Here is a 22,100-nt window from a genome sequence, read left to right on the forward strand (position 1 = left end):
CTTGCCCCGCTTACCGGGGCAAGGCGAAGAGCAAGAAGCGAAGCGCTAAACATCACGTTTATTTCCATTGCTGCGGCCATATGAGGTGACGCATTACAATCACGCCTTGTTGGCATTCAGTCTCTGCAGCTCCAGAAAGAGGAAGCGTGTTTCGAGCAGATTGACGATGCGCAGCACCGTCTCCACGGCGTCGAGCGGTTTCACGAGGAAATCTTTGGCGCCTAGCGAGAGCGCGCGTCGGCGGGTTTCGATCGAAACGTCCGCCGTAAGCACGATGACGGGAACGAAGGTTTGCTGTCCGACAAGGCGTGAAAAGGCCTCCAGCAGCTGAAAGCCGTCGACATGCGGCATCATGAGGTCCAGAAGCACGATGTCCGGCTGCAGGCTTCGAAAAAGATCCACGGCGTTGCGGGGATCGGACGTGGAGCTGATCTTGCCAAAGCCTTCGCGCTGCAAAAGCCGCGTGAGCAGGGTGACGTTTGCCGGTTCGTCGTCGATGATCAGTATCTGGGCCTCAGCGGGGATGTCGATCGTCGTGTTCAGTTGCATGTCAGATCTTCTATTGTTCGTACAAGGAGACGCAGGTCGAGGGGCTTGGTCAAATAGCCCGCGGCTTGACCCGCCTTGGCCTTCTGGCGGCTCTCACCCGTTGCATCGGCGCTGACGACGACAACGGGGATCGCCTGCGTCCTCCGGTCACTTTTTAGCCGCAAGAGAACGTCAAGGCCGCTGATGTCGGGCAGGTCGAGATCGAGAAGGATCAGGTCGGGCTGATGCTCGACGGCAAGAGCAAGGCCCTGTTCGCCCAAGATGGCCGGTATCACCTTGCAATCGAAGCTGCGCGTCATTGCATTCTCGACCAGGCTGAGGTTGTGGGGATTGTCCTCGACACATAGGACTTTGGCAATTCCGCCGCTTCTCGTCCCGATGGCCGTGATCGGCGCCGATTGGGCCTGCTCGGTATGTTCGTTGCTCTCGCTGACAGGCAGGTGCAGAGAAAATACGCTTCCCAGATGCGAGGTTCGCACCAGCTCCAAGCCGCCGCCCATGGCCTCCATCAGATGCTTGGACAGGGCAAGGCCCAATCCCGTGCCGCTTGTCGCATTGCGGTCCTTGCCGAGCCGTTCAAAGGGCTGAAACAGGCGTTCGATTTCATCGGCGGCGATCCCGCCTCCGCTATCGCTAATTTCGATCGCAAGCTCCTCCGCCCGGTTCCTGCGCGCCGCGACGGTGACGCTGCCCCCCGCGTGGTTGAACTTGATGGCGTTCGACAGCAGATTGAGCAGCACTTGCAGCAGCCGCCGCCGATCCGCATGCGAGTAGGCCCGCGCCAGCTCAGCGTCATCAAGATGCAGGTCGATGTTTCGTTCCCGAGCCAGCGGCCTCGCCAACGCGATCGCTTCACGCAGAACCTCGGTCACGTCGATCTGTTCGATCAGCAGATCCATGCGTCCGGCTTCGATCCTGGCAATATCGAGGACTTCGTCGATGAGGCTCAGCAGATGCCGGCCAGCCGTCAGGATCTGCTTGACGGAAGATTGCGACTCTTCATCGCGAAGATCCATCTCGAGGATTTGGCCAAAGCCCAGGATCGAGTTGAGGGGAGTGCGCAGCTCGTGGCTCATGCGCGACAAAAACTCACTCTTGGCCCGGCTTGCGCGCTCAGCCTCCTGGCGTGCCGCAAGCAGGGCTTCCTCAGCCTTTTTTCTGTCCGTCATATCGCGGGTGATCTTGGAAAAACCGCGCGATTTGCCTTGGTCGTCCTGAAGGGCGGTGACGACCACGTTGGCCCAGAAGCGCGAGCCGTCCTTGCGGATACGCCAGCCTTCGTCCTCGACCCGCCCATATGTCTTGGCCTGTGAGAGTTCCTGCGCGGGATGGGTCCTGCGTGTTTCCTCAGGGTAAAACGTGGAAAAATGCCCGCCTATGACCTCATCCGCCTTGTAGCCTGTAATCCGTTCGGCTCCGCTATTCCAGCTGACGACATGACCGGCGTCGTCCAGGCCGAAAATACCATAGTCGTGCACGCCATCCACCAGGAGGCGGAAGCGCTCCTCGCTTTCACGCAATGCATCCTCGCGCGCCTTGAGCAGACGGCTCGCATCCTCAAGCGCCGCCGCAAGTTCACCCAGCTCGTCGCGTGCCGTCGGGAAGCGTTCCAGCTCCCGGCCGCCGGCAAGCTTGTGGGCGGCCTCCTTGAGAACACCGACACGCCGGACGATCCCGTTGGACATGAGGATGATGGCCGTGATGCCGCCGAGCAGTCCGAAGAGAGCGCCGAACAAGGTGATCCATTGCGCGCGGTCACGAATGGCGTCGGCCTCTCCGGTCCGGATCGCCAGCAGCACATCTTCCCGCTCGCGCATTTGGTCGATCTTCGCTCGAAGCGTATCCAGCAGCGCCTTGTTTTCCACCAGTGTCCTGCGAATGTCCTCCGTGGTCGGCTGTCCGGCTTTGCCGGCGGCATCGCCGAGCGCGCTCAGGCCTTTGAGCTTTTGCATCACCAGCGGCTCCATCTCGTCGAGCCGGGCGAGCTGTTCTCCATCTCTGATCCTTGGCCGCATGGACGCAAACACCCCAGGAAGTTCCGCTCGTGCCTTGTCGAAGGGCGCAAGGAAAGCCTGGTTGTCGGTAAGGAGATACCCGCGTACGCCGGAAGCCGCTTCGGCGAGAAGAGCGTGCAGCTCCAGAATGTCCGATTGGATCGCCAAAGTCACCCGCACATAGTTTTCCGCCCTGCGGCTCTCGCGATCCGCAAAGAAGACCGAGGTCAGGGCAATGAAGAAGCAGATCAACGGAACGGCGATGACAATCAGCCCCTTGAGTGCAAGGGGTAGATCAAGAAAGCTCTTCGATAGCGAGGCAGACAGGCGTCGGTGGATCATAGACGTTCCCGATCGACCAGCCCGGCTTTGACGGCGACGACGGCCGCCTGTGTCCGGTCGTTGACCCGGAGCTTGAAGAGAATGCGTTCGACATGCACCTTGACCGTGCCGGGTGCGATCGAGAGCGCCTTGGCAATTTCCTTGTTTGTCTCGCCAGTCGTCATGCGCTCGAGAATCTCGCGTTCGCGCACGGTCAGCCGTTCCATGGCGATTTCGCCGGCCGCCTCGGGTGAAACGCGCCGCAACAGGCGCCGCATCAGCTCGATATTGAAGAAGGATTGCCCCGCGGCGACATTGCGTATCATCTGCAGCAACTCGTCGCGCCGGATGTCCTTGAGCGCATAGCCGCTCGCTCCGGCCTTGATCGCGGCTTCCAGATAGTCGACGCTGTCATGCATGGTCAGCATGATGATACGGGTTGAAGGCGATTTGGCGCCTATCTCGGCCGCCGCCTCCAGCCCGTCCATCCCGCCCATGCGGATGTCCAGCAGAGCAACGTCGGGGCGCAGCGTTTCGCAAAGCGAGACGGCGGCACCGCCATCGGCTGCCTCGCCGACGACCTCGATATCGTCTGCGGTGGACAGGATGGCCCTGAGGCCGGAACGAGCAAGATCGTGATCGTCCGCGATCAATATTCGGAGGCGCTTCAAGAGGGTTCTTTCACTGGATTTATAATGGGTGCTCGCGCGAGGATGGCTGTTCCCGCGCCTGGTGTCGAGCGGATGGTCAAAGAACCTCCAATCAGGGTCATTCGTTCTCGCATGGCCGACAGGCCAACGCCCCAGCCATTCCCGGCATTGGGAGCCGGCGTGACAGCGATACCGCAACCATTGTCGGTTATCATGAGGGTGACGGATTGCGGATCTTCCGTTGAAAGCCGCACCTCGATCCGGCTGCATGAGGAGTGCTTCACGGCGTTCGCCAATGCCTCCTGCGCGACCCGGTAGAATGTAACCTCGAACGGGCCGCTCAGCCGCTGGCCATTCAGGTTCGACTGAAAAGCGACGTCTTTGTCCGTAATGCTGTCGAGCCGCGCGCGCAGAGCCGCTTCGAGCCCCAGATCATCGAGTTCGGCCGGACGAAGCGCGGCGATTGCGCCCCTCACATCCCGAATGGACATTCGAGCGATTTCAATGCCGCTCTCGATCGCTTGCTTGGCCGCGCCCGCGTCATGCACCGCGATACCCGCTGCCTCGAGGTGAAAAAGCAGGCTTACCAAAGACTGGGCCACGCCATCATGCAGGTCGTAGGCGACCCGGCGGCGCTCCTGCTCCTGCGCACCAATCATGGCCTCCACCAGGCGAGCCAGATCGCGCTCGCGTGCCTGAAGGTCCATCGTCAATTGCTTCTGAATGGACTGCTGGCGTTCGGCCGCCAAAAATACGGCAAGCTGATCCGCCACGATCTGGATCGTGCTGCGATCGTCCTCATGGATGGGGAACGCGGGCTGGGACAGACGAAGCTCCAGCTGCTCGCCGTCCCTCCATGCCGTACCGATGAACCTGGTTTCGGCGGGATCAATCATTGGCCGCTGCTGTCCGTTTTGCCCGACGCATTGCCACGTTTCTCCGCTCTGCGAACGAAGCGAAGCCGCCGTTGCCCCGGCAAAGACGACGATTGCGGTCAAGGCCTCATGCACGGACGTCTCGGACGGCGATCGATCAAGCGTGGAGCGCACGTCGACAATCAGCCTCAAGCGGGCGGCTTTAGCCTCGGCGTCTCGATAAAGCCGCCGCAACTCCCGAATGGGTGACGCTATCGCGTCGTCGTTTGCGTCTTCCATATGCGTTCTGGTCCTTTGGACGTCCTGGCGCTCCCTAGATCCCTAGATAGTGTGTCCGTCGGCCACAATACATAGGCCATCCGGCATATGCGATTGCCGCCATGCGGCAGACGCGGGAAGAGAAGTGGCAAACCATCTCTAGGAAGCCGGCGCGGATTGTCGCCGGGGCACAAGACCGAAGATGGAGACTGACATGATAAGACATATGCTTGCCGCTTCCGTGATCGCGCTGATGGCGACGCCGGTTCTCGCAAGCGAATGCGCGCCGATCACCAAGCCCCAGGTGGAGCAGTTGTTCGACCGCTGGAACGCCTCGCTTGCGACGCTGGATCCCGACAAGGTGGTTGAGAACTATGCCCCGGACGCGGTACTCTTGCCGACCGTTTCGAACAAGCCGCGCCTGACCCAGGAGGAGCGTAGGGATTACTTCGTCGAATTCCTGAAGAAGCATCCGCAGGGCAAGATCGATAGCCGCACGATCAAACTCGGCTGCAACAAGGCGACCGATACCGGAACCTATACCTTTACACTGAAGGATGGCAGCAAAGTGCCTGCACGCTACACGTTCACGTACCAGTTCGAAAACGGCAAGTGGCTGATCTCGACGCACCATTCTTCTGCCATGCCCGAAAAGCACGCCAGCTGATCGGATGTCGATCGGAAGCATCGGATAGTCCCGGTGCTTCCCAACCAAAAAACTTCCATCTGATGCAGAGGAGGCAAACAGGGTCGTCGCTTGGATGCCCATGTGAGAATGTTGTGGTTCGATTTCTCAACTGCCAAGTTCTACCGCTTCGTCAAAAGTGGTTAGTTCGGTATTCTATAGAGACGGCTCAGCTCACGTCGAGCAAAGCGCGGATCATCAGCTGCATGGAAGGCTTCAAGCATCATCGTTGCGGCCAGCAATTGCCGGTCGGTCGCATTTGTAAGGTACATGATTGTTAGATGTTTCCGGAGATGGCCAAATATAAAATTACCGCGTATCTGAAATACGCGATAGTTTCATATAGTCACCACTATCTACTGACCTGGATGCTGACCTGCAAATGGTCTTGCGACGCGCATTGTTCGCCTGGCTGATAGCGGACGGCGATATGCGTTTGAAGAACATGGCCGTTTTTGAATAGCATCGCGGGATATCGGTTCGCCTGCGGTACTAATCTATGCAAATTGACCGCGAACGGCCTCCGAATTCTTCGGTGCTCAGCTACATGTTCAAGAACAAGGCCATGTTGCAATCGACCTTGCCAGCTTTCGAAGCCTACCCTTGACCTCTACTTGAGGCGGCTTCATTGGCCCAAAATAGAATGCTCTCGCTGATGTACAGGGCTGAAAAGTGGCCAATAAAACCTCAGGTCAGAGATCAACTTCGTCCCGTTGATGTCTTCGCCAACATCTCGCTCAGCGTTGCCGCGGAGAGCATCGCTTCGGCCAAAAGCTTCTTGAGCTTCTGGTTCTCTTCTTCCAGTGCTCTCACTCTTTTGGCATCGAGACCGGCATTTCCGAACTGAAGGGATTGCCACCGGTAGAAGGTCGGCTCGCTGATGCCGTGCTTGTGGCAAACATCTGCCACCGTCACTCCGGCTTGGTGCTCCCTCAGAATACCAGTAATTTGGTCATCGTCGAATTTTCTCTTGCCCATCACCGCTTCAGTCCTCACGAAATGCTCTGTTGAAGCTGTCGAGGAGTGGCCTGATGGCATAGAATGCCACGCTGCCTTTGCCCGTTTCGATCAATGCCTGTGCAGGCATGCCTGCGACAAGTTCGACATCGCTCATTTTCACCAACCGCTCGTCCGTTATCCGGATTGTCGCTGCAAAGTAGGGCTGGCCGGTCTGCGCATCGGTGAGGCGGTCCGCTGAAACATACTCGACCCGACCTTTCAGGAGTGGAACCCGGCGCTGATTGTATGGAAGGAGGTGAATCTGTGCCGAGAGCCCCGCGCGGACCAGATTGATGTCTTCCGGCCTGACGTGGGCAGACACGATAAGGCGATCGGCGCGTGGCAGAAGATCGACGAGTGGTTCGCCCGCGCCGATCACTCCACCAGCTGTGTGGATGCGCAGGTTCATGATTGTTCCATCTTCGGGAGCGCGGATATCGGTCCTTGAAAGCTGGTCATCGATCGCCCATAAACGCTCGCGCAACTGCATGATCTGGCTTTCCGTGTCGCGCATGCCTTGTGCAACTTCGCTCAACCGGTCGCTCTCGAGCTTTGCAAGGTCGGCCTGTGACTCGCTAATCACCTGATAGGCACGGGAAATCTGCGCCTCTACCTGTCCCTGCTGGCCAGCAAGGTCTGCTTTTTCCCGCTGCAGGTTGAGAAGTGTGTTCTTTCTTTCCAATCCTTTGGCGTTGAGGGCCGTGACCTGATCCAGCTCCTGCTGCGAGATCGAGGCTCTTTCAGTGAGCGCTGTTTTCTGGGCGCCGAGTCCGACGATTTCCTGCTGCACCTGCGCGATTTTCTCATTGGTGATCCCAACTTCGGCCTGCATGACCCGGCGACGAGCTTCGAAGATCTTCTGTTGTCCTGCAAGGATCGCGCCGACCGACGGATCTCTGTCCGTTGCTGCCCTGAGGTCTGGTGGATAGGCGACGTGATCGGCGCCTGTCTGCTCGGCAAGCATGCGGGCGCGGCTACCTTCGGCGTCCCAAAGTTGCCCTTGAATACTGTCGCGCTCCGAGCGAGATTTTGTATCATCGAGTTCTATCACGACTTGTCCGGCCGTGACCGCATCTCCGTTTTTGACGAGTATCCGCCGTACAATTCCGCCTTCCAGGTGCTGAATGGTCTTACGGCTGGACTCCGGTTCAATGACGCCTGATGCAACCGCAGCGCTTTTCAGCGGCGCCAGCATCGACCAGGTTCCCAATCCGACCACGAAGAAACAGATCAACAGGTTACCTGTCCAAATGACACCCCTGAGCCCCGGCATGGGCGAAGGGGGAGCCGGGTTGCGCTGTTTCGACTCGATCACCGTCGAATAGCCAGCCTGTTGCTTGGCCGTCGCTGCCGATCGTTGGGCGAACCGCTGACCCGTCCCTGACGATTTCGATAATCTCGCCAGCGTTTCGTCCAGTCGAACAAGGGTCATGGCAGCATCCCTCCCTAGGTTCCTGTTCGAGATGGCGGTTGAAGATAGGTTTCGTAGATCTGCTCGCTGTCGCCGAAGGCGGCCACTGTCCCATTACGCATAATGGCAATCTTGTTGGTGACCGGCAGGATACCCATGCGGTGCGTGATGATGACGACGGTCATCCCCCTGGATTTCATGCGCTCAATCGCTTTGTACAGCATGCGCTCGCCGTCATAATCGAGGCTCGAGTTCGGATCGTCGAGTACGATGAGAGACGGATTTCCATAGGCCGCCCGTGCCAGTCCCAGCTGTTGGCGCTGAGCTCGAAGAAGCAGGTTTCCACCTTCGCCGATATCGGTCTCGTAGCCCTTCGGCAGCCGTATGATCGCCTCGTGCAATCCAACCAGCTTTGCGGCGTCGATCGCTTTGGCGGGGTCTCCTCCGTCCAGCCGGCCTATCACATCCTTGATTGCTCCGCCGAAGAGCTCGATGTCCTGCGGCAGGTATCCGACGTGGTGGGTCCCTCCGCAAAGGCGCAGAGCCGAGATATCGACCCCACCAAGAAGCGCGCACCCGCTCGTTGCCTGCACAACGCCCGCTATGACGCGGCCCAGCGTCGATTTTCCCGATCCCGACGGGCCGATGAGCGCTATGCAATCGCCAGGCGCCAGGCGCAATGTGATACCAGTCAATATCTGCCGGTTGGCGAATGGCTGAATATAGCCGACGTTATCGAGAATGAGGCCGTTGGGTTCCGGTTGCGGAACTGTTCGGGCATCGTGTTCCGATGCCATGGTGATCAGCATTCTGTTCAGGCGATTGAAGGCATTCCGCGCAAACGTCAGGGAGCGCCATGCGCCGATTGCACCCTCGATCGGCGCGAGCCCGCGCCCGAGCAGCAAGCTCGCTACGAAAATGATGCCGGGACTGCTGTTGCTCGCAAGCACCAGCCATGTCGCCGATCCCATCATCAGGATCTGCGCGAGCGTGCGGATCGCTTTGGAGAAACCAAGAATGATCTCCGTCCGATGCATCGCGACGTCCTGCGCTCTTCTTGCCATTTCCGCATCGCGATAGACGAGCAGTGCCGCGCCATATTGCATGCCCATTGCCCGGATCACCTCGATGTTTTTGAGAGCGCTCGCAAATCGCAGATAGCTCCTCGAAAGGGCAAGATTGGCGCGGGCAAGCGGCTCTTGCGTCGCCAGTTCCGTCAGGAATGCAAACAGAAGAAGCGCAACTGCGCTCAAAAGACCGATGGTCCCAAGCAGCGGATGAACAAGAAAGAGCAGCAGCAGGAAGACCGGCGCCCAGGGAACGTCAAAGAAAAGGGAACTTGCCGGTGAATCGAGGAACTGGCGTAGTATGGCCAGGTCCCTATAGCACTCCGTAGCGGCTCCTGCGTCGGCGCGAGCGGCATATTCGAACGATGCGGTGAGCACCATGGGCCGCAACCTGTGATCCAGCCAGCTGCCGATGCGCGAAAGCGCCGCCCTGCGCACGATATCCAGCGTGGAGCCGACCACGACGGCGATGGCGATGATGATCGTCAACATCAGGAGCGTGTCGGCGCTTCGGCTCGACAGAACCCTGTCATAGATCTGCAGGAGATAGATGGAAGGCACAAGAAGAAAGAGATTGTAGCCGCAGCTGTAGAGGAAAACCAACCCGAAGGCTCCGGCACAAGCCCGGAGCGCAACGACGAGCTGTGTCTGTGGGCGCGATGGCTTTACAGAAAGCGTTGCCATTATCCGATCTCGCTCCACTTGATACTGACAAGACGAGGCTGCCGGCGGGTTCCGCAACCTATGAGGGTCGCCAGCCAAAGCCGGCGACCCTCAGGGCCTGGGGTCATGAGCCAAGATGGCTGAGATCGATATGGCCGAAGTCGTTCGTGAAATGATCGAGAGCATTGTTCACGGTCGTCGTTGAGGGGTCCGTGTGAACCAATGCCGCCGAGATGTCGCCGCCGCGAGCGACGTTGCCGTTGCCGCCGTTGCCGCCGACACCTGCGAGGATGGTGGCATGCTGATCAGCCAGAAGCTGCGTATATTGGGTCGCCGTCGTATCGGCGCTTACTGCCGCCGTGTCGCCGCCGCTCACGCTTCCTTGGCTGCCGTTGGAGTGAGAATCTCCCCCGGCGCCCCCGGCACCGCTATTCGTGACCGCCGCCAGGAAACCGTTCTGGGCCTGGGTAAAGCCACCAGGTCCGCCGCTGCCGGCAGTCCAATCCGCCATCTGCCCAACATGATCGCCGTTGTGCAGATCGGTGGATGCTCCTTCGACCGATTGCACATTGGCGACATACGCAACCGGATTGTAGTCGATGTTGCCATGGCTGATGCCATCGCCGCCGTTGCCGGCGCTTCCGTCGCCGGCAACCGGGTCACTGAAATGAATCGTGTCAGATATTTGTGGAATAGGCATTGATGTCCCTCCTTCAACTTCGTTTCGTCCGAGTTCCTTGCTACGGCGTGGGTATCCAGCATCTCATCGCCAGCCAATACAACCGTAGGTTAATATTATCCGCGATTTAATTCGTGAGCTATCTAGATATTCGGTGATGTTCCTTCGGACGTATCGTTTGAGGTGGTGGGGCGCTGCTTCGGCTTGATGCTTCGTGATTTGGCGCCGGATGGCATGGCCAATGACTATGTGTGCGATCTCGGCGAAGCGATGCTGCTTTCGAAGCAACGGCCGTCGAGGCGAAGCGGCCAAATTCCGGGGTTCCGATCACGTTGCGCGTAGCCGGGGAGACCCTTTTCGGGGCTGAAAACGAGTATGTTCCGTTGGCGGAAAAGGGGCGCACGGGAATGCCAGACCTCCAATCCAAAAGCGGATTTGGTGCCCTCAAACTCGTACAAGGGGGTACTGCATCCATGACAGCCATATGGCTATAGTACTAGCCGACGGGATGTAGACGAATTGCAGGCTCTGCTTTTCTCATGTTCAGATGCACAATGCCTGAAAAATTCAAGCTGCATACGCTGCCGCACGCTCGATGGGGTGCGCGTTTGACCGCGGAATGGAGATGGTAATGACGGAAATTCGTCCTTTATCGGAAGACTTGCCCAAAACAGGCACCGATCAAAACCCGACCTCCAATTCGGCTGCGGGGCATCTGGCGCTGGTGCCGACTTGGCTTCCATTGGATGTTGCTTCCGGTCCGAGCTATAATTCAGCCGGCAGCGGCGGGGACGGGATCAGCGAAGGCGTGATCAACAGCAATGCATTGGCCGTCTTCGTGCCCTCCAATGCCGCCATTGCGGGGCCTCATTCGGCTGCAGACGCCTTCCAGGGCAATGACGCGCTCATCAATCAGCATCCCACCGAAATGGCTGGGATAGGCGGGAGTGGCGGAAGCGGCAATGTTGCTATCAGCGGCGGCGGTGGTGCCAATCATGCCGGCACCGGGGGCGACGGCCTTTTCTTCGGCGGGCTCACAAGCACCAGCGTCGCGGTGTTTGCTCCAGTGAACACCGCTGTGGCGGCAGGCCCCGGCGCTGAGGCGCACGCCGATCAATCGAACAACGCGATGTTCCTGCAGGGAGCAACCCAGATTGGCGGCATGGGCGGTTCGGGCGGAGACCATAACGTCGCAGTTCACGACTCGTCGATGAGCCCGGGAACCGCGCTTACATTTACCGGCGACAATTACGCCGGGCACGGCGGCGCTGGATTTTTCGTCGGCAGCATGGTCGACGTCAACGTGGCCATCTTCTCGCCGATCAACATCGCGGTAGGCGCCGCGGGCGGCTCGGCGGAGGCCCATCAGACAAACAATGCAATTTTCGATCAGGGCAGTGTGCAGATTGCAGGCGTCGGCGGCAACGGCGGTGGCTTCAACATGTCGTCGGACACGATTTTTACCGGCAACCATGCGGGGGGCGGCGGCGGGATTGGATCGTCAACCGGTAGCGTGGTAGACGTCAATCTCGCCTATTTCCATCCCATCAACATTGCCGTGCCCGCTGGCGGGACGGCGGACGCTCAGCAGATCGATCATGTCCTCTACGATCAACATGCGCTTCAGTTGGCCGGCATCGGTGGCCACGGCGGAGGCGGCAACCTCACGGACGCCCATTCGGCTCTCGTGGACGACATTCTGGGCTTCATCCATACCTAGCCGACAGCTTCCCCACTCGCACTGCAAAGGCTGACCGACACGAAGCCGTTATTCCTGCAATTCTTGAATGCAGATGTTGGATCAATTCCCCCAACCGGCTTTTGTCTTTCGGCAAACATGGCGCAGAATGACCGGTTCACTGCGATATCGAAAATTCAACCTTGCCCCAACTATATCGCGCAGATCTCGACCATCGGAAGCCGCTACATTCTCGTGGCATCTGATGTGTCCGTCCATTGCTACGGCTGCTTTATGTTGAGATATGTTATCAAAGCAAGGTTGATTTGTTGATCGTCATCTAAATTGGAATCGTAACCGAATGAATGACTTTCAGTGCGTTTAAAATAATTGCTGGCTAATTCGATAAGCGTGAGTTCCGAAAAAACTCTATCATATGTGGCAATTTGTATATCTAATATATATCCATAAATAGCGCTTTGAATGTTATATGCAGTCTTTGGTTGTCTGCTGACCATATCTTGCATGTTATGATAATTATCACGATAGATAAGACTATTGATATCGATAGTACCTCTTTTTTATGCCATGACATGAAACGATAACGGGAATAATATGTATTGCTGTTGGGCTAAAATAGCCACCGGGGGAGCAAGCAGATGTCCAACAGTGCCAAATCCAGGCGCCATATGCGGCGCAATACACCCACCATTGTCGTTATTCAGCACTCAACACTCGCGCGGACGACTGTGGTGAAGCTTCTTGAGCGTGAACTCATCGGTTGGAGTTTTATCGATATGATCTCGACTGAGAGTCTCGATAAAGCTCTTGGATCTGAGGTACGCTTGATTGCACTAGATCTGGCCGGCAGAGGCGTTGAGAGCGCAAGTCTGCGTAATGATCTCGCCGCTATTGTTGCACGTTTTCCTGAGGCTCCTGTCACATTGCTCCTGGATACTGATGATGTCGACATTGTCCGTCAGGCACTCAAGATGGGTATTCGCGGCTTTTTCTCGACGTCGCTTCCGATTGATATCGCCCTTGCCGGCCTTCGTCTCGTTCTGGCGGGAGGAGCATTCTGCCCGCAGCTCTTGGGCGCTGTCACAAGCGATTCAAGCGATAGTAGTCTGTCCGGAAATGACGTCGAAAAAAGCCTGGATGGCAGGGCGCAGCATTTGGCGATTGCCGATTTCACACCCCGAGAGGCGGATGTTCTCGCGGAGTTGCAATGCGGCTGCTCAAATAAGGTAATTGCGGGAAAACTTAATCTTTCGGGACATACGGTGAAGATGCATTTGCAGCACATAATGCGTAAGCTGCAGGTGCAAAACCGCACCGAGGTGGTTGCCCGCCTGGTTCAAAGAACCGCGGGCGGGCAGGACGCATCGCCGAGTTAGGTGGTATTGCAATAACCCGCCATGGAACTTTCATGCAGCGGCGCTAGAGCCTCGGCGCTTTAGCTTTGCTTGTGGCAGATGCCATGGCTATGCTCGATATGCTTGTCAAAGGAGTGACAAAAGCGGAAGCGTGTGGGTTGGTTCAATACCGAGAATGAGTACCTCCGCTGTCTGCTCCGGCTATCAATTTTGCGGCATTATGGAGCAGTTTCCAGAAGAAGTCGGAACTTCCAACAAGTCGCGGATTGAGATTTGTATGGACGATGCGTCACACTGGAAAGGCCAGAACGCGGAAAGTGGTAGCGCATACATGTTGCTGCCAAAGGAAGGGACGCGCTCCCCCTATATAAGCCACGATCCCGATGATGTTCCAGGTCTTGCCCGATCCATTTTCCCTGAACCACCGCAAATGACGGAAATCATCTTCTTCGGTCATCATATTGCTACCTGAGGGAGAGTTATCGGGTATGCTGCTGCCGCACCGTGTTTGCGGTGTTGAGATGCGGGGGCGGGTGGCATTTGCTACAGATCCCGCAATTTTGCAGCGGAGTGCTGCGCAAGCCGCTGCTCTATCTCAGTCTCTATTTGAAGACACACAGGGCGTAATACTATCGCCTGCTGCAGGAAGTTCGTGAACAAGGCAATTGGGAGGCTTGGCTCGATTCCCTTCAAGAGCCCGAGTATTTGGTCTCTACAAAAAATCCACTCTGTTACGGAACTTGTCGCAGTAAGTCAGCCCGTCATCATCAACAATCACTCGAGGCGGAGTTCCGAGATTGAAATGCAGTCACTGGCCGTTGGCGCGCTGCTCTACAGGGTGATCGCGGGTTGCTCCGCCGACATTGATCGATACCAGTCCAGTACTCGCAAGCATCAGGAAGCTTAACCATGCTTGCCCTTTGCGGGAGAGTAGGCGGCAGTTCCTGGGGGCTCCATTTCGCCACGGCGTCACTCACGAGCATAAGTGTGCCACAATGCCCAAAAGCGGCAGAGCGAAAAGAGTAAAAAGGCCTAGCAGCGAAAGGATTGGCGCGAAGATCATGAGGCTGTTGAATATATGAAATCAAAAGAGGCATTGCCGTAGAACCAAGCGGATATTCAATAGTCGCAAAGACATATCTCAATCTACATGAATTTCCCTGAAAGGTTTTCCACGGACGGCCCACAGAATTGCGACGAGGGTTTGGCCATCCGGTTGCGATCATGTTGCGCAGCCTCCACACCTGTCGCAAATCGTCTTTGGGGAGGATAAGCACCTGCTCGACCAGTTTGAGACTTTCAGGTCATGACGGCGGGGGGGAGGCGATAGCCGACTTTGCGGCTCAGTTCAGTGTGACCGAAATTATCATCCGCTGTTGTCTGGCGCTGCCGAAGGTAAGGTCCTTTGGACGATACTGATGTTACAATTTCGTGATGTTTCTGTTGCTATTGGCATGCATAACCTCAAGTTATTCAGGCCCATATTTTTTTTCGACTCCCATCCCCATTCGCCACTGTTAGAGTTTGGCCAACAAAAAGTGGGAACACGGCGTTTCCGAAGTGAAGCGACGACAAGCAAATATTCACGACGCTATGGGCCAGGGCCGTTTGCGCCCGCGCTGAAACGTGCGCTTTATCGGGAGTCCATGATATTGGTGACATCGTATGCAATGGCGATGGTTCAAGACTTACGTTTCAACGCAAGTGTTGAGCGTGGTCAAAGATGAAAGCCACGACCGGTAAAACCCTCATTGGCCTGCATTCGCTCAGCAAGCATTATGGAACGCATAGCGTTCTGGACAAGATTGATCTTGAGGTCAGTGCAGGCGAGGTTCTGGCGATCATTGGGCCTAGCGGTTCGGGCAAAAGCACTTTGCTTCGCTGCATCAACTATCTCGAGCCTCCGTCGGGCGGCACGATAACCATTGGTCCAACCACAATTAACGCGGCGCAGCCGGTATCTCGTGCCGAGCTATCGAGCCTGCGCCGGCGTGTCGGCATGGTTTTCCAGTCGTTCAACCTCTTTCCCCATATGTCCGTGCTGCGCAATGTCAGCCTTGCGCAGGAACGGGTGCTTGGCCGCAGCAGGGCCGAAGCGGACGAGCGCTCGATGCAACTGCTAAGGCGCGTCGGGTTGACTGACAAGGCAGCGCAGTATCCCGGCCGTTGTTCGGGTGGACAACAGCAGCGGATTGCCATTGCCCGGGCCCTTGCGCTCGATCCCGAGGTGATGCTGTTCGATGAGCCGACATCTGCGCTCGATCCGGAGCTAGGGCTCGAAGTTCTGGCGGTCATGCGGGAGCTCGCTACAAGTGGGATGACGATGATCGTCGTTACCCATGAAATGGGCTTTGCGGAAAACGTCTCCGACACGGTGATGATCATGGCGGATGGCCAGATTATCGAGAAGGGTCCATCGGTCGAGGTGATGCGCAATCCGCAACATGAGCGGACGCGCCGTTTCCTTCGTGCGGTGCATGATCGATGACCGCCGCCGACCTCCTTATGTTTGTTCGGGGCTTTGCCTGGACCATAGCCCTGACAGCCGGTTCCTTCTCGATCGGCGCTACCGTTGCCATACCGCTCCTGGCGGCACGCCGAAGTCGATTTTTCCTGGTGCGTCTCCTCGCTTCAATCTTGATTCAGATCATTCGCGCTATTCCGCCGATCCTCTGGCTGTTCATAATCTTCTTTGGTCTCGGGATAAGCCTTTTTCCGATCAGCCCGTTCGTGGCGGCGCTCGCCGGCCTTGGCCTTATCGCCGCTGCAAATATGGCGGAAATCTATCGTGGTGCACTCAGCTCCATTCATCACGGTCAATGGGAAGCCTCGACGGCTCTCGATCTTGGCCGCTGGTATACGATGCGGGATGTCGTGGCGCCGCAGGCGTTCAGAGTGGCTCTGCCTTCGGCGGCAAGCTATCTCATCGGTTTGATGAAGGAGACGGCCGTCGCCTCGACCATCGGGGTGACCGAACTGGTCTATCAGGGCAATCAGCTTTCGCAGCTGACTTTCCACGGTCTGGAAATCTTCGCTATCGTCGGACTTTTCTACATTTTCCTTAGCTTGCCTGTGGCCTGGTTGTCGCGCATGGCCGATGCACATCTCAGATCCAAGGTGGCCCGCTGATGCTTCCAACCTATGAGGAAATTATCTCCTGGATGCCCGACCTTCTCAGCGGTCTTTCCATCAGCCTTCAGGTCACGGCGCTCAGCCTGCTGCTCGGTATTCCCTTTGGGCTTTTGCTGGCCTTGGGCGTGCTGGTGCGTAACAGGGCGCTCCGGGCCGTTTCGCTTGTTCTAGTCGAAGTCGGGCGTGGAGCACCGGCGTTGGTGCTTCTGCAATTCATCTATTTCGGATTGCCGAGCATCGGGTTGACCATCGGGTCCTTTGTGGCGGCGGTGATTGCGCTTGCCTGGAACACCGGCGCCTATACGAGCGAGATCATCCGGGCGAGCCTGCAGTCGATCGCCCATGGCCAGCGCGAAGCCGCCGAGGCGCTTGGCCTTAACCGGACCGACGAGTTGCGTTTCGTCCTGCTCCCGCAGGGCCTGCGTGTCGCGCTGCCGGCGCTTCTCGGTTTCTCGATCCTGATTTTCCAGGGCACATCGTTATGTTTTGCGATCGCCCTGCCAGAGCTTGTCAGCCGGGCCTATGAGATCGGCTCCAACACTTTCCGCTACTTCCCGGCTCTGCTTTGTGCGGGTGCCCTTTATGCCTGCATTTCGATACCCGCAGCTGTCCTCGTCAGCCATGTCGAGAAGCGGGCAAGTCTCTACGCTCAACGTTAACCGTCCACAGAAAGGAATTTCGGCATGCCCGCATTCAAGTCTAAGACTTATTTCCTGCTGCCTACCATTGCCGGCATGCTTCTGTCTGCCCAGATCGCGCACGCTGCCGATTGCACGCCAAAGCATAAATTCACCACCATCGAGCCGGGCACCTTGACGGTCGCCGTCACGACCTACGCGCCGCATTCCTATCTCGACGACAGCGGCACCATGAAGGGGATCGACGGCGACATCGCTGCCGAATTTGCCAAGCGCGAATGCCTGCAGGTCAAGGCAGTTGCCGTCGATCCTGCCGCGGCGATCCAGTATGTTCTTTCCGGCCAGGCCGATATCACCACGGGTGACTGGTATCGCACCGCCGAACGGGCCAAGGCCATGAACCTGTCAGCGCCGCTCTACACGGACCAGATGGCGATCTATTCGAAGCACGACTTTAAGAAAGTGTCCGATCTCGAGGGCAAAAGAGTCGGTACCGTCCAGGGCTATCTCTGGGTCGCGGATCTCAAGGCGCTGCTCGGCGGGTCGCTGAAGCTCTATCCGAATTCCGTCAACATGCAGCAGGATCTGTTCGCCGGCCGCATCGATGTCGCCGTCGATGGTTACTCGACGGGTGTCGTTGCTGCGCAGAAGGGTGCGCTGAAAGATGTCAAGGTCGCCGTCGCGGCTGCCGATCCGCGCGTGAAGGCGACCAAGGAAGCCGCACAGGCTGCCTTTCCCTACTCCCTGAAGGCAAAGGAATTCGGCGAAGCGCTGGATAGCAATATCGAGGCGATGCACAAGGACGGAACGATCGTGAAGATCCTCAAGTCCTACGGTCTCGACGGCACGGCTGGCGAGACGGGCGCTCCGCGCCTGGTTCAGTAAAACGTCTTGTTGCGCGGGGGGAGGTGATCCTCCCCCGTTTTTCTACGATCGGATACAGGGAGACACCGGTGATGACGGTCTATACGGTCACACGCAAGACGCAGTCATGGTACGGAGAGCAGATCGGCATTCTGATCCTCGATGCCGCCTATCCCTGCGTCCCCGGCAATGTCGGCAATGCCACCACCTACACCTATCCTGTCCGTTTTCAGGAGGTGTGCGGAGCGTCGATCGACAGGCTTTTGAACCAGCGTGATCCCGCCTTGAAGGAAGCTTTCGTGGAAGCGGCCCTTGAATTGCAGAACCGCGGCGTCAAGGCGATTACCGGTGCCTGCGGCTTCATGGCCTATTTTCAGGAGGAGGTGGCGGCGGCGCTCGACATTCCGGTCTTCCTTTCCAGCTTGATGCAAATTCCGTTCATGCACGCACTTTGCGGCGGTAGCGTCGGTGTCATCACGGCCAATGCGTCGCGGCTCACGCCGCGCCATTTTAGGGCCTGCAACGTGCCGGATGGCATTTCTCTGGCTATTGCCGGCATGGAGGACCAGACGGAATTTCGCGAGGCGATCCTTGAGGAAAGAGGGACGCTGGATTCGGCTCGGATCGAGCGTGAGGTAACCCAAGTTGCTCACCACCTGGTGGCGGAGAATCCCAATGTGAGATCCATCCTCTTGGAATGCAGCGATCTGCCGCCCTACGCGCATGCGGTGCAGGCGGCCACGGGGCGTCCCATTTTCGATTTCATCACGATGATCAACTACGTCCAGCAGAGCGTTGCGCGCCGGCCCTATCTCGGCGGCATGTAACTCACCGCGCTTTCGAACGGGAGGCCCATCATGTCTGTTGATCAATATTATCTGCTGGGACGCTCGGGGCTGCGCGTCAGCCGTCTCGCACTCGGCACCATGACCTTCGGCAATGGTGGCATTCGTGGTATCGGCGGCAGCTGGGGTGCAGATGAAGGAACTGCGCGGGCGATCTTCGACCGCTACATCGCCGCCGGCGGGAACTTCATCGATACCGCCAATTCCTACGCCGGCGGGCTGAGCGAAGGACTTGTCGGCACCTTCGTGGCGGAATCGGGTCTGCGTGACGACGTCGTTATCGCGACGAAATTCTCCAACAGTCTTTCCCCCGGTAATCCGAATGCCGGCGGAAACGGTCGCAAGGCGATGATGCAGGCGGTCGATGCTTCGCTCAAGCGTTTGAAGACCGATTACATCGATCTCTATCTTCTCCACACATGGGACCGCATGACGCCGGCAGAAGAGGTCATGCGGACCTTCGACGATCTCGTGCGTGTTGGAAAGATCCGTTATGCCGGGCTTTCCGATGTGCCGGGCTGGTATGCGGCCCGTGCCCAGGCATGGGCGGAAGCACACACGCTCACCCAGCCCATTTGTTTGCAATTGCCCTATTCGCTGGTCGAGCGGAGCATCGAGCACGAATTCGTGCCGTTCGCCGAGACGCTCGGTCTTGGCATCACGGCCTGGAGTCCGCTTGCCATGGGGCTCCTGTCCGGAAAATATCGCCCCGGCTCGGCGGAAGAGGGGCGTCTTTCGCAGGATAGCTCCGGTGGTGGCCTCGGATTGTTCACCGAGCGTAACCTGCGCATCCTCACCGTGCTGGAAAGGGTTGCCAGCGAGATGGGGCGCAGCATGGCACAGATTGCGCTCAACTGGTGCGTGAACCGCCCCGGTATCGCCGCGGCAATCGTCGGTGCGAGCCGACTTTCGCAATTGGATGACAATCTCGCTGCACTCGATTTCACGATCCCTTCCGAGTTTCGCGCTGAACTCGACGCCGCCACCGCCGTTGATGCGCCCTATCCCTACGCGCTTTTTGCAGACGACTATCAGGCCGCGATCCTGAATGCCGGTGCATCCGTCGGCGATAAGCCCCCAAGCTATAGAAGGGAAATCCTGCTGCCCAAGGTCACGGACTACACGTTCGGTCAGCCGAAGAACAAAGACCGCGATTGAATGGGCAAACGGTTGGAAGGAACCATGACATGTTGAATGATTCACGCTCCCATGGCTTGTGGGAAAGAACTGCCATTGCGGCCCCTCGGACATTTCCCCTGAGTGGCGAGCTCACCGCGGATGTCGTGATTGTGGGTGGCGGCTTCACTGGGCTTTCGGCAGCCCTGCATCTTGCAGAAGCCGGGCAAAGTGTCGTCGTGCTTGAGGGTGCGGAAATTGGCTTCGGCGGATCGGGCCGCAACGTCGGCCTGATAAATGCCGGCATGTGGGTGATGCCGGACGACTTGCCGGGCGAGCTCGGCGACATCTATGGTGAGCGTCTGCTCCAGCTTCTCGGCGATGGTCCGCAGACCGTCATGTCCATCATCGACAAGCACGGCATCGAGTGTGAACTCGAGCGCAGCGGCACTCTGCACTGCGCGGTTGGCAAGTCTGGCTTGGCGGAGATCACCGAGCGCGCGAGGCAATGGCAGAAGCGGGGGGCGCCCGTTGAGCTTTTGGATGCGGCTGAGACAGCGACCCGGATCGGCACGATGGCCTATGCCGGTGCGCTCCTTGATCGGCGTGCGGGCACGCTACAGCCGCTTGGCTATGTGCGCGGGCTGGCGCATGCGGCGCTGCGTGCCGGTGCCGTGCTGCATACCGGGTCGCCTGTGCTTTCATGCGTGCCGGACGGAACCGGCTGGAAAGTCTCGACCGCAAGCGGCTCTGTAAGCGCTGGATGGGTTGTGGTCGCGAGCGACGCCTATAGCGAAGGGCCGTGGGCAAAGGTTCGCCGCGAGCAAGTGCATCTTCCTTATTTCAATCTTGCCACCCGGTCGCTGCCATCCGAACTGCGCAACTCCATCCTTCCCGGTCGGGAAGGGGCATGGGATACGAAGGAAATCCTGTCGTCCTTCCGGATTGATAGGGACGGTCGCCTAGTATTCGGCAGCGTCGGCGCCTTGCGCAATACGGGAACGGCTGTCCATGTCGGTTGGGCAAAACGCGCGCTTGCTCGGCTCTTTCCGGAGCTAGGGCCTGTTGAGTTCGAATATGAATGGTACGGCAAGATCGGCATGACGGATAATGCCCTGCCGCGCTTCCATCGTTTCGAGCAGAACATCGTGGGTTTTTCCGGCTACAACGGTCGCGGTATAGCGCCAGGTACCGTCTTCGGACAGATATTGGCCCGCCATATTCTCGGGGAACTGCAAGAGGTCGATCTGCCGCTGCCGATCACCGATGCGAAGGAACAGCCCTTCAGGGGCTTCAAGGAATCCTACTACGAGGTTGGTGCCCAGCTCGCGCACTTTTCCGGAGAGAGATTCTAGGTCGATGGCGTCTCGGTGGCTGCGAAGACAGGTGCGTCGGCACCCTGTTCGAGCAGCCAATCGCGGAAGAGCATGGCACCATGTTTTGCCGGCCGCTGCGCCGGCATGATGATGTAAATTGTCTGACCGGAGCGATGAACTGCGTCCAGCGGATAGACCAGCCGGCCGGCCCGCACATGATCATGGACGAGGTGTTTCCAACCGAGCGCTATGCCTTGCCCGAGAACGGCGGCCTCAATCGAGCTCAATGCGTCGGTGAAAACGAAATCCTGGTTAAGCCGGGCGACGGGAACGGAATGGCGGTTGAGCCAATCATGCCAGCCGAGCCGAACGCGATGTCGTTCTTCGAAATGCAGAAGCTTGTGATTGAGCAAGTCGGCAGGCTCATTGATGGGCCCGCTCTCCCGGAGATAATCGGGGCTGCAAACTGGAATGACCTCCTCGGTGACGAAATGCCATGCATGCATTCCTGGCCACTTTCCCGCCCCGAGCCGGGCTGAAATGTCGATATTCTCCTCATCCAGATTCTGATCGTCGCGGCTGCTTTCCTCGATGCGTAGCGCGATGTCGGGATGCTGTTGCTTGAAATCCTTGAGGCGCGGAAGAAGCCAGAGCTGCACAAAGGAAGCGGAGAACGACACCCTGACGGTGTCGTTCGAGTGTTTGGTGCGCAAGGATGTCAGCACCATGTGCAAATGATCGAATGCCTGCTGGGTTTCTCTGTAGAGCCTCTGTCCCTCGGCGGTCAGCTCCAGCCGTGTGTGTTCGCGGCGAAACAGCCTCAGTCCCGTTGCCTCCTCCAGCAGCTTGATCGTCTTGCTGACGGCGGGCTGGCTGACATTCAGCTCCTCGGCGGCGGCTGTGAAACTTCGTCGCCGGGCAGCCGCCTCGAAGACGAAAAGATAGTTGGCGGAGGGAACGAGCGATCGCAGTCTGTGCATAATC

20 protein-coding genes are annotated in these 22,100 nt (G+C 58.1%); 11 read left to right on the top strand and 9 right to left on the bottom strand.

All coding sequences use genetic code 11. The features are described 5' to 3' along the window. Positions 1–99: 99 nt before the first annotated feature. Genes ABOK31_RS24040 through ABOK31_RS24055 form a run of 4 tightly spaced genes read right to left on the bottom strand, consistent with a single transcriptional unit; the run spans position 100 to position 4,512 of the window. Complete coding sequence (locus ABOK31_RS24040; protein ID WP_349959144.1) at positions 100–549, bottom strand: response regulator; 450 nt, start codon at positions 547–549, stop codon at positions 100–102. Then, the gene (locus ABOK31_RS24045) at positions 540–2,885 is read right to left on the bottom strand and encodes a PAS domain S-box protein (RefSeq protein ID WP_349959145.1); all 2,346 of its coding nucleotides are present in this window, start codon (positions 2,883–2,885) and stop codon (positions 540–542) included. The genes ABOK31_RS24040 and ABOK31_RS24045 overlap by 10 nt, the downstream gene beginning before the upstream one ends. After that, positions 2,882–3,535, bottom strand: a complete 654-nt coding sequence (locus ABOK31_RS24050) for a response regulator transcription factor (protein ID WP_174182241.1) — start codon at positions 3,533–3,535, stop codon at positions 2,882–2,884. The genes ABOK31_RS24045 and ABOK31_RS24050 overlap by 4 nt, the downstream gene beginning before the upstream one ends. Further along, entirely contained in the window at positions 3,532–4,512 is a 981-nt protein-coding gene (locus tag ABOK31_RS24055; protein WP_349959147.1) for a sensor histidine kinase, read from the bottom strand. The genes ABOK31_RS24050 and ABOK31_RS24055 overlap by 4 nt, the downstream gene beginning before the upstream one ends. A 388-nt stretch (positions 4,513–4,900) precedes the next feature. On the opposite strand from ABOK31_RS24055, the gene ABOK31_RS24060 reads away from it, so the two are divergent. Beyond that, positions 4,901–5,314: an SgcJ/EcaC family oxidoreductase gene (locus tag ABOK31_RS24060; RefSeq protein ID WP_234910393.1), complete on the top strand. Its 414-nt coding sequence runs from the start codon at positions 4,901–4,903 to the stop codon at positions 5,312–5,314. A 717-nt stretch (positions 5,315–6,031) separates the two neighbouring features. On the opposite strand, the gene ABOK31_RS24065 is transcribed toward ABOK31_RS24060, so the two are convergent. From ABOK31_RS24065 to ABOK31_RS24080, 4 genes are all read right to left on the bottom strand, one after another. Next, positions 6,032–6,328: a transposase gene (locus tag ABOK31_RS24065; RefSeq protein ID WP_174182247.1), complete on the bottom strand. Its 297-nt coding sequence runs from the start codon at positions 6,326–6,328 to the stop codon at positions 6,032–6,034. Then, entirely contained in the window at positions 6,318–7,763 is a 1,446-nt protein-coding gene (locus ABOK31_RS24070; protein WP_349959149.1) for an HlyD family type I secretion periplasmic adaptor subunit, read from the bottom strand. The genes ABOK31_RS24065 and ABOK31_RS24070 overlap by 11 nt, the downstream gene beginning before the upstream one ends. 14 nt (positions 7,764–7,777) lie before the next feature. Next, positions 7,778–9,493 carry a type I secretion system permease/ATPase gene (locus ABOK31_RS24075; protein WP_349959150.1) on the bottom strand — a complete coding sequence of 572 codons (1,716 nt, stop codon included), beginning with the start codon at positions 9,491–9,493 and terminating at the stop codon, positions 7,778–7,780. Positions 9,494–9,596: 103 nt separating this feature from the next. Beyond that, a complete protein-coding gene (locus ABOK31_RS24080; RefSeq protein WP_174182253.1) occupies positions 9,597–10,172 on the bottom strand; it encodes a PE-PGRS family protein in 576 nt (191 codons plus the stop codon). A gap of 610 nt (positions 10,173–10,782) precedes the next feature. Here ABOK31_RS24080 and ABOK31_RS24085 point away from each other — a divergent pair. The 10 genes from ABOK31_RS24085 to ABOK31_RS24130 all read left to right on the top strand — a co-directional run bounded on the left by ABOK31_RS24085 (position 10,783) and on the right by ABOK31_RS24130 (position 21,155). Continuing rightward, complete coding sequence (locus ABOK31_RS24085; RefSeq protein ID WP_349959152.1) at positions 10,783–11,871, top strand: hypothetical protein; 1,089 nt, start codon at positions 10,783–10,785, stop codon at positions 11,869–11,871. 617 nt (positions 11,872–12,488) lie between these two features. Beyond that, positions 12,489–13,226, top strand: coding sequence for a response regulator transcription factor (locus ABOK31_RS24090; RefSeq protein WP_349959153.1), 738 nt, complete (start codon positions 12,489–12,491; stop codon positions 13,224–13,226). 154 nt (positions 13,227–13,380) lie between these two features. Further along, positions 13,381–13,677: a hypothetical protein gene (locus ABOK31_RS24095; protein WP_349959154.1), complete on the top strand. Its 297-nt coding sequence runs from the start codon at positions 13,381–13,383 to the stop codon at positions 13,675–13,677. A 1,251-nt stretch (positions 13,678–14,928) separates the two neighbouring features. Beyond that, positions 14,929–15,693: an amino acid ABC transporter ATP-binding protein gene (locus ABOK31_RS24100; protein WP_349959156.1), complete on the top strand. Its 765-nt coding sequence runs from the start codon at positions 14,929–14,931 to the stop codon at positions 15,691–15,693. Beyond that, positions 15,690–16,334 (top strand): amino acid ABC transporter permease, encoded by a 645-nt coding sequence (locus ABOK31_RS24105; protein WP_349959157.1) that lies wholly within the window; start codon positions 15,690–15,692, stop codon positions 16,332–16,334. Before ABOK31_RS24100 ends, ABOK31_RS24105 begins: the two co-directional genes overlap by 4 nt. Next, positions 16,334–16,996 carry an amino acid ABC transporter permease gene (locus ABOK31_RS24110; RefSeq protein WP_349959159.1) on the top strand — a complete coding sequence of 221 codons (663 nt, stop codon included), beginning with the start codon at positions 16,334–16,336 and terminating at the stop codon, positions 16,994–16,996. Before ABOK31_RS24105 ends, ABOK31_RS24110 begins: the two co-directional genes overlap by 1 nt. Positions 16,997–17,020: 24 nt before the next feature. Then, positions 17,021–17,860, top strand: a complete 840-nt coding sequence (locus ABOK31_RS24115; protein ID WP_349959161.1) for a transporter substrate-binding domain-containing protein — start codon at positions 17,021–17,023, stop codon at positions 17,858–17,860. A gap of 71 nt (positions 17,861–17,931) precedes the next feature. Beyond that, positions 17,932–18,666 (top strand): aspartate/glutamate racemase family protein, encoded by a 735-nt coding sequence (locus ABOK31_RS24120; protein ID WP_349959162.1) that lies wholly within the window; start codon positions 17,932–17,934, stop codon positions 18,664–18,666. A gap of 30 nt (positions 18,667–18,696) precedes the next feature. Next, positions 18,697–19,842, top strand: a complete 1,146-nt coding sequence (locus tag ABOK31_RS24125; protein WP_349959163.1) for an aldo/keto reductase — start codon at positions 18,697–18,699, stop codon at positions 19,840–19,842. Positions 19,843–19,871: 29 nt separating this feature from the next. Further along, complete coding sequence (locus ABOK31_RS24130) at positions 19,872–21,155, top strand: FAD-binding oxidoreductase (RefSeq protein WP_349959164.1); 1,284 nt, start codon at positions 19,872–19,874, stop codon at positions 21,153–21,155. On the opposite strand, the gene ABOK31_RS24135 is transcribed toward ABOK31_RS24130, so the two are convergent. Further along, the gene (locus ABOK31_RS24135) at positions 21,152–22,096 is read right to left on the bottom strand and encodes a LysR substrate-binding domain-containing protein (protein ID WP_349959166.1); all 945 of its coding nucleotides are present in this window, start codon (positions 22,094–22,096) and stop codon (positions 21,152–21,154) included. The genes ABOK31_RS24130 and ABOK31_RS24135 overlap by 4 nt on opposite strands. Between the last annotated feature and the right edge of the window lie 4 nt (positions 22,097–22,100).

It is taken from the genome of Rhizobium sp. ZPR4, assembly GCF_040215725.1.
Taxonomy (GTDB): Bacteria; Pseudomonadota; Alphaproteobacteria; order Rhizobiales; family Rhizobiaceae; genus Rhizobium; species Rhizobium rhizogenes_D.

What these genes read in the sequence shown, in the direction of transcription:
- ABOK31_RS24040 (WP_349959144.1), bottom strand. Translation starts at nt 549, where the DNA reads ATGCAACTGAACACGACGATCGACATCCCCGCTGAGGCCCAGATACTG.
- ABOK31_RS24045 (WP_349959145.1), bottom strand. Translation starts at nt 2,885, where the DNA reads ATGATCCACCGACGCCTGTCTGCCTCGCTATCGAAGAGCTTTCTTGAT.
- ABOK31_RS24060 (WP_234910393.1), top strand. Translation starts at nt 4,901, where the DNA reads ATGGCGACGCCGGTTCTCGCAAGCGAATGCGCGCCGATCACCAAGCCC.
- ABOK31_RS24070 (WP_349959149.1), bottom strand. Translation starts at nt 7,763, where the DNA reads ATGACCCTTGTTCGACTGGACGAAACGCTGGCGAGATTATCGAAATCG.
- ABOK31_RS24075 (WP_349959150.1), bottom strand. Translation starts at nt 9,493, where the DNA reads ATGGCAACGCTTTCTGTAAAGCCATCGCGCCCACAGACACAGCTCGTC.
- ABOK31_RS24080 (WP_174182253.1), bottom strand. Translation starts at nt 10,172, where the DNA reads ATGCCTATTCCACAAATATCTGACACGATTCATTTCAGTGACCCGGTT.
- ABOK31_RS24085 (WP_349959152.1), top strand. Translation starts at nt 10,783, where the DNA reads ATGACGGAAATTCGTCCTTTATCGGAAGACTTGCCCAAAACAGGCACC.
- ABOK31_RS24090 (WP_349959153.1), top strand. Translation starts at nt 12,489, where the DNA reads ATGTCCAACAGTGCCAAATCCAGGCGCCATATGCGGCGCAATACACCC.
- ABOK31_RS24095 (WP_349959154.1), top strand. Translation starts at nt 13,381, where the DNA reads ATGAGTACCTCCGCTGTCTGCTCCGGCTATCAATTTTGCGGCATTATG.
- ABOK31_RS24100 (WP_349959156.1), top strand. Translation starts at nt 14,929, where the DNA reads ATGAAAGCCACGACCGGTAAAACCCTCATTGGCCTGCATTCGCTCAGC.
- ABOK31_RS24105 (WP_349959157.1), top strand. Translation starts at nt 15,690, where the DNA reads ATGACCGCCGCCGACCTCCTTATGTTTGTTCGGGGCTTTGCCTGGACC.
- ABOK31_RS24110 (WP_349959159.1), top strand. Translation starts at nt 16,334, where the DNA reads ATGCTTCCAACCTATGAGGAAATTATCTCCTGGATGCCCGACCTTCTC.
- ABOK31_RS24115 (WP_349959161.1), top strand. Translation starts at nt 17,021, where the DNA reads ATGCCCGCATTCAAGTCTAAGACTTATTTCCTGCTGCCTACCATTGCC.
- ABOK31_RS24120 (WP_349959162.1), top strand. Translation starts at nt 17,932, where the DNA reads ATGACGGTCTATACGGTCACACGCAAGACGCAGTCATGGTACGGAGAG.
- ABOK31_RS24125 (WP_349959163.1), top strand. Translation starts at nt 18,697, where the DNA reads ATGTCTGTTGATCAATATTATCTGCTGGGACGCTCGGGGCTGCGCGTC.
- ABOK31_RS24130 (WP_349959164.1), top strand. Translation starts at nt 19,872, where the DNA reads ATGTTGAATGATTCACGCTCCCATGGCTTGTGGGAAAGAACTGCCATT.
- ABOK31_RS24135 (WP_349959166.1), bottom strand. Translation starts at nt 22,096, where the DNA reads ATGCACAGACTGCGATCGCTCGTTCCCTCCGCCAACTATCTTTTCGTC.